This window comes from Desulfobacter sp. (assembly GCF_050177295.1).
Genome location: NZ_JBFXHE010000121.1, coordinates 1 through 10,933 on the forward strand (window position 1 = coordinate 1; position 10,933 = coordinate 10,933).

Annotated in this window: 7 protein-coding genes; all 7 read right to left on the minus strand. The window is 53.7% G+C overall.

Annotation, left to right across the window (positions count from 1 at the left end; translation table 11 throughout):
• Nucleotides 1-83: 83 nt before the first annotated feature.
• Nucleotides 84-1,451, minus strand: coding sequence for a UDP-N-acetylmuramate--L-alanine ligase (gene murC, locus AB7U36_RS10455; RefSeq protein ID WP_428159722.1), 1,368 nt, complete (start codon nt 1,449-1,451; stop codon nt 84-86).
• Nucleotides 1,438-2,589 carry an undecaprenyldiphospho-muramoylpentapeptide beta-N-acetylglucosaminyltransferase gene (gene murG, locus AB7U36_RS10460; protein ID WP_428159723.1) on the minus strand — a complete coding sequence of 384 codons (1,152 nt, stop codon included), beginning with the start codon at nt 2,587-2,589 and terminating at the stop codon, nt 1,438-1,440. Before murG ends, murC begins: the two co-directional genes overlap by 14 nt.
• On the minus strand, nt 2,576-3,730 hold the full coding sequence (ftsW, locus tag AB7U36_RS10465) for a putative lipid II flippase FtsW (protein ID WP_428159724.1): 1,155 nt from the start codon (nt 3,728-3,730) through the stop codon (nt 2,576-2,578). Before ftsW ends, murG begins: the two co-directional genes overlap by 14 nt.
• On the minus strand, nt 3,723-5,093 hold the full coding sequence (gene murD, locus AB7U36_RS10470) for a UDP-N-acetylmuramoyl-L-alanine--D-glutamate ligase (protein ID WP_428159725.1): 1,371 nt from the start codon (nt 5,091-5,093) through the stop codon (nt 3,723-3,725). The genes ftsW and murD overlap by 8 nt, the downstream gene beginning before the upstream one ends.
• Nucleotide 5,094: 1 nt before the next feature.
• Nucleotides 5,095-6,174 (minus strand): phospho-N-acetylmuramoyl-pentapeptide-transferase, encoded by a 1,080-nt coding sequence (mraY, locus tag AB7U36_RS10475; protein WP_428159726.1) that lies wholly within the window; start codon nt 6,172-6,174, stop codon nt 5,095-5,097.
• 4 nt (nt 6,175-6,178) lie between these two features.
• On the minus strand, nt 6,179-9,181 hold the full coding sequence (locus AB7U36_RS10480) for a UDP-N-acetylmuramoyl-L-alanyl-D-glutamate--2,6-diaminopimelate ligase (RefSeq protein ID WP_428159727.1): 3,003 nt from the start codon (nt 9,179-9,181) through the stop codon (nt 6,179-6,181).
• On the minus strand, nt 9,168-10,933 hold a 1,766-nt coding region (locus AB7U36_RS10485; protein ID WP_428159728.1), incomplete at its 5' end, for a peptidoglycan D,D-transpeptidase FtsI family protein. The genes AB7U36_RS10485 and AB7U36_RS10480, both read right to left, overlap by 14 nt.

Sequence of the window (10,933 nt, forward strand, 5' to 3'; positions counted from 1 at the left end):
CTGGTGTACCGGTCCATGGCCTTGTGCATTTCAGGCGCAAAGGGAGCGAATATTTTTTTTATGTCGCAGCTTTTGCCCATGGGTTACAAAATCTCCACCAGTATTTCCCCAAGGGTGTATACATCGCCGGCCCCCAGGGTAAGCACCATATCCCCCGGTTTTGCCTTATGGGTGAGGATGGACAAGGCCTGGGTGAAATCCGGGGCAAAGCAGGCATCCTTGTGTCCGTGGGCCTTTATACCTGCCACAAGTTTTTCCGAATCCACGCCTTCAATGGGGGCTTCCGAAGCTGGGTAGATGGGCAGCACCATGAGTATGTCAGACTGATAAAAAGCCCGGGTGAACTCCTGGAACAACGCCTTTGTTCTTGTGTATCTGTGGGGCTGGAACGCCACAATAATCCGTTTGTCCGGATAGCTTTCCCTGACCGCTGTCAATGTGGCCTTGATCTCTGTGGGGTGATGGCCGTAGTCATCCATCACTGTGATGCCCTTGGCGTCTCCCTTGATTTCCAGGCGGCGTTTGACGCCCTTGATCTCTTCCAATGCCTTTTTGATGATGTCAAAGGGGATGTTCAGCTCCAGGCCCGTGGCAATGCCGGCCATGGCATTGAGAATATTGTGCTGGCCCCCGATGTTTAAAAGGATTTGGCCCAGATCCTGTTGTCCCTTGAATACATTGAACAGGGATTTACCGTTTTCAAACCGGATGTGTCGTGCCTGCAGTCCGGACTGGGCTGTCAGGCCGTAGGTGATGTGCCGCACCGTGATCCTGGGCAGAATGTCCTGGATATGGGGATTGTCCAGGCACAGGATGGCAAGGCCGTAAAAAGGAACGGAGTTGATGAACCGGACAAAATTGTCTTTTATCTCTTCAATATCTTTATAAAAATCAAGATGTTCCAGGTCAATGTTGGTCACAGCGGCAATGGAGGGGGCATATTTAAGGAATGATCCGTCGCTTTCATCGGCCTCGGCTACAATAAATTCGCCGGAACCGTGCAGGGCATTGGTGTCAAGCCCCTGGAGCAGGCCGCCGATGATGACTGTGGGATCAAGTCCGGCGGTGTTCAGGATCTGGGAGATCATGGCTGTGGTGGAGGTTTTTCCATGGGCCCCTGCCACGGCAATGGCGTATTTGATGCGCATGAGCTCGGCCAGCATTTCAGCCCGGGGGATGATGGGACAGCCCAGTTCTTTTGCCTTGATCACCTCCGGGTTCTGGGAGGCAATGGCCGAAGAGGTCACCACCACGTTGACATCCTTGATGTTTTCCTTGGCATGGCCCTTGTAAATCACGGCCCCTTTGGCCTTGAGACGGTCCGTGATGTGGGAGAGCTTGAGATCGGACCCGGATATGGTGTAGCCAAGATTTAACAGTAGTTCGGCAATGCCGCTCATGCCGATGCCGCCGATGCCTACAAAATGTATGTGGTAATCATGCTGGTACATTTTCATTCCTTTTTGAAACATCCGTCTCCAGAATGTGCCTGGCAATGAGGTCTGCCCCGTGGGGCATGGCAAGGGCCGTCATGGTGTCCGCCATTTCAAATCTTTTATCTGTATTGTGTTGCAGGTCCTCAATGGCTGCCAATAAGGTTTCACCTGTCAGGTCTTTGTCCGCAAACATGATGCAGGCGCCCTGGTCAGCCAGGTACCTGGCGTTTGCGGTCTGGTGGTCGTCTGCCGCATGGGGGTAGGGGACCAGGATGGCGGGTTTCCCCTTGATGCACAGCTCTGACACCGTGCCCGCCCCGGCCCGGCTGATGACCAGGTCTGCCCGGTCCTGGATGGCAGGCATATCGTAGAAAAAGGCTGCGGCCCGGTGCCGGATTTCCCTGGCCCTGTAAAATTGCTGTATCTGTGCCTCGGCGTTTTTCCCGGTCTGGTGGATGATGAAAAGCCGGTGCGTATCTTCCATCATTGCCACGGCATCCGTGAATGCCTCGTTGATGGAGGCTGCCCCTTGGCTGCCGCCGGTGACGAGAATGAGAAAATCATCCGGGTTTATCCGGTTAAGCACACTTTCATCTGTGTTCTCCTTTTCCAGAGGCGTGGGTAAAGGGCGGCGTACAGGGTTGCCCACCAGAAATGTGGTGTCATTTTCCGGCATGCCCCTGGTTTCTTTAAAGGAGATAAACCGGGTCCGGGCAATTTTTGCCAGCATGCGGTTGGTCATGCCGGGAAAGGCATTCTGCTCATGGATGGCCGTGTTCCTGAAAAGGATACGCCCGGCCAGAACCAGGGCAAAGGATGAAAATCCGCCTACGCCCAGGATGAAATCGGCCCTGAACATAATGATGATGGCCAGGGCCTGGACCAGGCTGATGCCCACAAGGCTGGCTGACCAGGTCTTGGCAAATATGTTTTTCCCTTTAATGGGGCGTGCGATAATTGATTTATGGGCAAATCCGTACCGGGCAAGGGTGTCTGTTTCAAAGGGTGCGCGGGTGCCCACAAAAAGGATTTTGGTGGTTGGGTCTTTTTCCATCAGGGCCTGGGCCACGGCAATGCCCGGGAAAAGATGGCCCCCTGTTTTTCCGCCGGCGATGATGACATGTTTATTTGCTGCCTGATTATTTGCTGCCATGGTTTGCCGACGCTCCTATGTTCATTAAAATTCCCATGGCTGCCAGATTGATGATCAGGGATGTCCCGCCGTAGGAAATAAAGGGCAGGGTCAGACCTTTGGTGGGCAGTACGCCTAAGGTCACGCCCGTGTTGATGATGACCTGAAATCCAAGGTACAAGGTGATGCCCGTGGCTGTCACGGCCCCGAAAAAGGTATCTGCCTGCCGGGCAATGCGGGTACCGGTGTGAAGGATGAGTCCGTAAAGCACCAGGATGGCTGTCACCCCGATAAGGCCGAGTTCCTCGCCGATTATGGAAAAGATAAAATCCGTATGGGGTTCGGGCAGAAAGTGCATTTTTTGCATGGAAAGCCCGATACCCTTGCCGAACAGGCCGCCCGACCCAAAGGCCTTAAGGGAGTTGGTGAGCTGGAACCCGTTGCCAAGGGGATCATCCCAGGGGTGCAGGAATCCGATGATCCGCTCAAGCCGGTAACTGACCTTGAAAACCAGAAAGTATGCCACCACAGGTATAATCAGCGGCAACGGGGTGAGCAGGTATAGTAAAGGTACGCCCGCAGTAAACATCATTCCCCAGCAGATCATGCCCATGACCACGATGGTGCCGAAATCGGGCTGGCACAGGATGAGTACGGCCATGAGGCTGAACAACATGGCATGGGGTACAACACCAATGGCAAATTCCCGCAGTTTTCCTGTTTCCTGTTTTTTGGACAGGGAGTAGGCCATGAAAAGAATCATGGCAAGTTTGGCAAATTCCGCGGGCTGGAATGCGAACAGCCCGAAATTAAGCCAGCGCCGGGCATTATTGGCCTTAATGCCCAAAGCCGGGATAAGAACGGCAACCAGCATGCCGATGGCTGCAAACAGGATGATATAGGCCATTTTTTTGTAAAGTTTGTAAGGCAAAGAGGCGGTGACAAACATGATGCAAAGACTTGCAAACAGGAATATGGCCTGGCGTTTCAGGTAATAAAACAGGGTGTTATACTCATCCATGGCAATGGCGCAGGAAGCCGAGTACACCATGACCAGGCCGATGCCGGTGAGAATGAGCACCGGGAAAAGAATGGTTTTTTCCCTGAAAAAGGGATGGAGACGATTCGGGATGTATTCCCGGGCACCTAAGGTATTAGCCATGACCGACCGTCTCTCCCGGAATTATCGCGTTGACAACGCGGGAAAAGTCTTTTCCCCGTTCCTGATAATTGGCATAGAGATCAAAACTTGCGCAGGCCGGGGATAAAAGCACCACATCGCCTTTTTCTGAAAGGGAAACCGCCTTGTTAACGGCACAGATCATGTCCGGGCAGGCGTATGCGGGGCAGATGCCTTCAAAGGTTTCCATCACATGACCGGCAGCTTCGCCCATGCCGATAACCGCCTTGGACCGGGCTTTTACTTCAGGCACCAGGGGGGCAAAATCCAGGCCCTTTTCCCTGCCTCCGAGAATAAGAACGACATTGGATTCAAAGGATTCCAGGGCGCGCAACACGGCATCCACGTTGGTGGCTTTGGAGTCGTTGTAGAAGCGGACGCCGTCAACCTCCCGGACAAAAGCGATGCGATGGTCTGACAGGGTAAATTCGTTTAAGGCCTGCCTGATCCCTGCCATGGTAGCACCGCAAGTCAGTGCAGCAAGCGCGGCTGCCGCAACATTTTCCCTGTTATGGATGCCGGGAAGCCTGGCCAGTGTGTCCGCGGCAAGGGTGTCATTGATTTTTTGGGTCCGGATATCAATTCCCGTCTTGTGAACACCTGCCCCCCGGGTCACAGGGCAGGCGGATGAAAATTCAAGGATACCGGCGCAAATGGCTTTAGTCCGTGTTGAAAACTCTTTGATGGAGGTGTTAACCACGGCAGTATCCAGAGCTGTCATATTTTTGAAAACAGACCATTTTGAATCGGCGTAAGCCGCAAAATCCGGATACCGGTCCAGGTGATCCTCGGCAATATTGAGAAGGGCCGCCGTATCAGGCCTGAAAATATCCGTAAGATCAAGCTGGAAGGAAGAGACTTCGGCGACAATAACATCCTTTGGGCTGTCCTGCATGAGATATTCCACCAGGGGGGTGCCGATATTTCCGCCCACAAAGCAGGAAATCCCTGATGCCTCAAGCATGGCTGCCACAAGTTCCGTGGTGGTGGTTTTCCCGTTGGTGCCTGTTATTGCGATCACTGGCGTGGTGTTGTACAGGGCGAAAATATCCAGTTCCCCTTTTACAGGCACGCCCTTGGCCTTGGCCGACCTGATAAACGGCATGTCTAAGGGAATGCCGGGGCTTGGAATAATGACGGACGCCTTGTCAAACATCTTCTGGCCATGGCTGCCGATTCTTACCGGAATCCCCAGTTCTTTTAAGGACGCAGCTTCTCTGGTCTTTGTCCCGTCAATGTCCGTGGCCACCACGCAGTGGCCCCGGGAATTCAAAAACCGGGCCATGGAAATCCCGCAGACCCCTAAGCCCACAACCAGTTCATATGTGTCAGGAAAATTGAGCATTTTATCTTATTTTCAATGTGCTTAAGGATAGGGCAGCCAGGAAGATGGAAATAATCCAGAACCGGACAATCACCTTGGATTCATGCCAGCCTTTTAATTCAAAATGGTGGTGCAGCGGTGCCATTCTGAAGATTCTCTTGCCGTGGGTAATTTTAAAATAGGAGACTTGAAGAATTACGGAAACTGCTTCCATGACAAAAAGCCCGCCCACCAGCACCAGCATGATCTCCTGTTTGGTGACCACGGCAATGGTGCCCAGGATGGCCCCAAGGGGAATGGAGCCGGTGTCGCCCATGAAAATCTGGGCCGGATGGGCATTGAACCACAAAAACCCCATGCCGGAACCTGCCAGGATGCCGCAGATTACGGTGACTTCCCCGGCTGCGGGAATGTGCCGGACATGCAGATACTGGGCAAACTGGGCATGGCCGGCCACATAGGCAAACAGCATATAGGTCACCGATGCCACGATAAAGGGGCCGATGGCCAGCCCGTCCAGTCCGTCGGTCAGGTTCACGGCATTGGATGTGCCCACAATGACCAGGCAGGCAAAGGGGATATAAAAAATGCCTAAATTGATGGCCACTTTTTTGAAAAACGGTACCGTGAGCACGGCATTGAAGTCCGGGCTGTTGTAAATCAGAAAACCGATGAGCAGGCCCGAAAGGATCTGGAGAAGGAATTTTCCCCTGGCCGTGAATCCCATATTCCTTTTTTTCAACAGCGACAGGTAGTCGTCAATAAAACCGATGGAACCGAAAAGCAGCGTGGCGAGCAGCAATATCCCCACATAGTGGTTGGTGAAGTTTCCCCATAAAAAGGTGGAAACAAAAATGGAAAACAAAATCATGATGCCCCCCATGGTGGGGGTGCCCTGTTTTTTTAAATGGGACTGGGGTCCGTCGGTCTGGATGATCTGGCCGAAATGCATGACCTGCAGCTGCCGGATCACAAAGGGGCCGAGAATAAAGCAGATGATAAAGGCGGTCAGTCCTCCGTATATGGTGCGGAAGGTGATATACCGGAAAATATTGAAAATGGTATAGTGTTCGTGCAGCGGGTATAAAAACTGGTAAAACATTGGATCAGTCCGCCCTTTCAGCAGGTATTTCTTCAAGTACCGGGATCAGCGTTTCCATGGCCATTCCTCTGGAACCTTTAATCAGTACCCAGGTTTCGTGTTTTGTTAATTTTTTAAGGGTCTCCCCCAGTTCCTGTTTGGATCCCATGACGATGCGTGCATCCGGGTATCCTTTTTCCAGAGCGCCCTCCCGGATCCGGGCGACTTGGGTGCCGAAGAGCAAAAGCTTTGCCGGTGAAAGCGCTGCCACCAGATGACCCACCTGCCGGTGAAGCCGTTGGGTCTGATCTCCCAGTTCCAGCATGTCTCCGAGTACGGCAATGCCCCGGTTCGTGCCGGCCATCCGGTTTAAGACGTTCAGGGCCTGGTCCATGGAACAGGGGTTGGCATTGTAAGTGTCGTCAATGAGATGCAGGCCGTTGCCAAGATGCTTTAAATCCATTCTGCCCTTGACCGGGACAAAGGCTTCAAGCCCCTGGGCGATATCTGTTTCATCAATGCCTGCGGCCTTGGCCAGGGCTGCGGCTGCGGCTGCATTAAAAGCCATGAACGCTGCCGGGGAGGGGACCGTGTATTGGCGGGCATTCCCGTCCATGGCAAGGGAAAAGGCAATGCCATGGTCTGTGAAGCTGATTTCTGACAAAAGGAGATCGCTGTTGGGCTGGGTGCCGAAAAACATTACTTTGGCTGTCCCCGCGTTTTTCCTTGCCCCCTGGACAAGGATGTCACGCCGTGGGTCATCGGCAAAAATAATGGCTGTGCCGCCGGGGTTCAGGCTTTCAAAAATTTCAGCTTTGGCCCGGGCCACATTATCCAGTGAGCCCACACCTTGCATATGCGAACCATGGGTGTTGGTGACAAGTGCCAGGTCGGGCCGGGCAATGGCGGAAAGCCGGGCCATTTCACCCGGGTTGCTCATGCCCATCTCCACCACGGCCCATTCATGGATATCTGCCAGTCTGAGCAGGGTCAGGGGCAGGCCGATTTCATTGTTCAGGTTCCCCCGGGTGGCCAGGGTGTCATGGTGTTGTGAAAAGATATCTTCGGCCATTTTCCGGGTGGATGTTTTTCCGTTGGAGCCTGTCAGGGCGGCAATCCGCGCATTTGAACGCATTCGGTGATACCGGGCCAGGCGCCCCAGGGCAACCAGGGTGTCCGGCACTTGGAAAAAACAGATCCGGCTGTTGTCCATCAGATGTTTCTGATTTAAATCAAGGGTGTCTAAGTAACCCTGCCTGACAATAAAAGCGGAAATTGCCTTTTCCGCCAGGTCCGGAATAAAGCTGTGCCCGTCAAAACGCTCCCCTGGCACAGCCAAAAATACCATATCCGGGGAGATGGTTCTTGAATCGGTGCTGATGCCTTTGAAAACTGTTGTCCTGGCATCTGCCCCAATTTTTTGTCCCGAAACGGTTACGGCCTCACACCCAAGGGCGCAGGAAAGATCCGCAAGATGCCATGGCCTTGGCGTCAATGCCTGGGTGCAGGCCAGGGTTAAGTGTTCCTTGTCGTCAAAATGAATGGTGCCTGCATGGGTGACCTGGTAGGTTTCATGGCCTTTTCCTGCGGCCACGATAATGTCCCGGGGTTTTGAAATCTGAACGGCCAGGGCCAACGCTTTGGCCCTGTCAGTCATCCGGGTATATCCTTTTTTACCGGCATCTGATCCCCAAGGATCAATCTGATTGAACCCCTGGGCACGGATACCGTCTAGGATTTCGTCCACAATGGCGTCCGGGTCTTCGGTTCGCGGGTTGTCCGAAGTGACAATGGCGATGTCCGAGTATCTGCAGGCAATGGCTCCCATGGGGCCGCGTTTGGTACGGTCCCTGTCCCCGCCGCACCCGAACACCGTGATCAGCCGGGCAGGGGCCCGGCCGGCCAGGGTTTTCAGGATGGATTCAAGGGCATCGGGTGTATGGGCATAATCCACAAAGATATGCCGGTTCAGTTCGCAGGAAAGTTTTTCAAGCCGGCCCGGCACCCGTTCAAGGCCGGCAATACCCCTGGCAATGGATTCAGGGCAGATGCCTGTGGCTAAAGCCGCGCCTGCCGCACATAAGATGTTTTCCAGGTTGAAGCGGCCCGTGAGTGCTGAGTGCATGGTTGCCTGTACACCGCTGAAATCCAGGGTGGCTTTCAGACCATGGATGTCGTCTGTGACGTTAATTGCCCTGATATCGGCCTGATGGTCTGCGCTGACCCGGATCACGGGCAGATCAAGACTGTCTGCCAGCCGGGTGCCATATGCATTGTCAATGTTGATAACGGCTTTACCCCGGGTTCCGTCCCCAAAGGGGCCCAAATGCCCGGTGAACAGGGTTCTCTTGCAGGCAAAATAATCTTCCAGACCATCATGGTAATCCAGATGGTCCTGGGTGAGGTTGGTGAACACGGCCGCATTAAAATTGCATTCATCCACCCGGTGCTGGTCCAGGCTGTGGGAGGATACCTCCATGATGACATGGGTGACACCGGCAAGTTTCATGTTGTGCATGGTTTTTTGCAGGCACACCGCATCCGGTGTGGTGACAGGGTTGTCAATGGTGGTGCCTGGATATCTGATATTTACCGTGCCGATGACGCCGCAGGTGATCCCGCAGCTCTGGTAAATCTGTTCCAAAAGCCAGGTAATGCTGGTTTTACCATTGGTCCCGGTGATGCCTACCAGCACCAGATCTTGTGATGGATGACCGAAAAAATTTGCAGCGGCAATGGCCGTATCTTTGCGGGTGTCCGTTGAAAGAAGAATACGCAGGGCCTGTTCCCGGGGCAGCCCTTTGGGGATTTTTTGGGCCAGTACAGCGGCAGCCCCGTTGTCAAGGGCCTGGGCAATATAATCATGGCCGTCTGCGGTGTGGCCGTCTACGGCGATGAATAAAGCGCCCTGTACCACCTGCCTGGAATCGCAGGTAATATCGGTGATGGCGGTGCCGCCAATGCCTGCCTGTTCCTGGTCAGGCGTGAGCACGACGTCAGTTGTGTTCAGGATTTCAGTCAACTGCATGGGACCTCTCCCGGGGCAATGCCGCCACCATGTCTGTGCTGGGGGCAATATTCAGATAGTTAAAGGACCGGCTCATGATATCCTTGAAAGCCGGTGCCGCCACAATGCCGCCGTAATGATTGGGTTGGGGTTCGTCCACCACCACCAGAATGGCCAGGGCCGGGTTATCAAAGGGGGCAAAGCCTGCAAATGCCGCAGTAAAGCTGGAATTGGAGTATCCTTTTTTGTCTTCGGCTGCTTTCTGGGCTGTGCTGGTTTTGCCGCACACCTGGTAGCCGGGGATGGCTGCCATGGTCCCTGTCCCTTCCTTCTGGACCACTGTGGCCATCATTTCTTTTACAATCCCCGCAGTTTTGGCAGAAATAACCTGGCGGACCACACAGGGTTCATTTTCCTGGATCACCTCACCTGAATTGGAAAGGATCTTTTTAACCAGCAGGGGCTTCATCAGTTTTCCGCCGTTGGCGATGGCTGATACTGCACTTACAAGCTGGAGCGCCGTCACTGAAATGCCCTGGCCAAAGGAGATGGCCACGGCATCAATGTTTGTCCAGCGGTTCAGGGGCAGAAGCACGCCAGAGCTTTCTGCCGGGCAGTTGATTCCGGTTTTTGTGCCGAATCCAAAGGCATTCAGATAATAGTGCATGACTTTGGGACCTATATCCTGGGCAATTTTTGCAGCCCCGATGTTGGAGGAGACTTTGACAATCTGGCCCGGGGTCAGGTACTCATGGGGGTGGGTGTCATGGATCACGGATCTGCCTATGCGGTAACGGCCTTTTTCACAATTGATAACGGTTGTGGCGGACATGCCCCGTTCAATGGCCGAGGCCACAGTGATCACCTTCATGATGGAACCGGGCTCAAAGGCGTCGGCCATTGCCCTGTTTCTGTACCGGTCCCGGCTGAAATCACCATAGTTGTTCGGATTGAATTCCGGGTAATGAGCCACGGCCAGAAGTTCACCGGTGGCGGGCTGCATGACAAGGGCTATGCCCGATTTTCCCCGGTGTTCTTTCACGGCCTGTTCAAGGGCCTGCTCACTGAAATACTGAATTTTTTTATCCAGGGTTAAAACAATGGTGTCCCCCTTAAGGCCGTCCCGCTTGTTTTTCCCCGTATCAAAGACAGTGCCCTGGCCGTCCCTGTATTCTTCGGTCTTCAGGGTCCGGCCTTTCAGGAAATTATTATATGAGAATTCCAGCCCCTCAAGGCCGTGGTCATCTTTGCCTGTGAATCCAATGACCTGGGCTGCCAGGCGCCGATTGGGGTAAAACCGTTTGGAGTTATCCGGTGTATAGATACCGGCAATGTTCAGCTTTTTTACCTCGTCGGCCTTGGCCGGTGCCACCCGGCTTGCCAGAAGCACAAACCGGCGTTTCTGGGAAAGTTTTTTTTCCATTTCAGTCCGGCTGCCGCCAAGGACTTTTACCAGCTGACCTGCCGCCTGCCGGGCATCTTTTATCTGGGTGGGGTCTGCGGCAATGTTGGGAGCCTCAATGCTGGCGCCCAGTTTATTTAAATGGCGGTCAAGGATCAGTCCCCGGTCTCCCTGGATGGTGATCCGTCTGACATAGGTGTTTTCAGCTTTTTTCCTAAGCGTATGACCCTGGAGAATCTGGATGTCAAAGGAGCGGATGACAATGCCCACAAGGCACAGCAGCAGAAAAAAACGGACAAAAAGAAACCGTAAGCCGATTTTTTCACAACGGTTTGCCGCCATATAGTTCGTTCCATGGGGCAGGTAAAAGG

Coding starts and splice junctions, on each gene's coding strand:
- murD (WP_428159725.1), bottom strand. CDS start 5,093: ATGCTCAATTTTCCTGACACATATGAACTGGTTGTGGGCTTAGGGGTC.
- AB7U36_RS10480 (WP_428159727.1), bottom strand. CDS start 9,181: ATGCAGTTGACTGAAATCCTGAACACAACTGACGTCGTGCTCACGCCT.
- murG (WP_428159723.1), bottom strand. CDS start 2,589: ATGGCAGCAAATAATCAGGCAGCAAATAAACATGTCATCATCGCCGGC.
- mraY (WP_428159726.1), bottom strand. CDS start 6,174: ATGTTTTACCAGTTTTTATACCCGCTGCACGAACACTATACCATTTTC.
- ftsW (WP_428159724.1), bottom strand. CDS start 3,730: ATGGCTAATACCTTAGGTGCCCGGGAATACATCCCGAATCGTCTCCAT.
- murC (WP_428159722.1), bottom strand. CDS start 1,451: ATGTACCAGCATGATTACCACATACATTTTGTAGGCATCGGCGGCATC.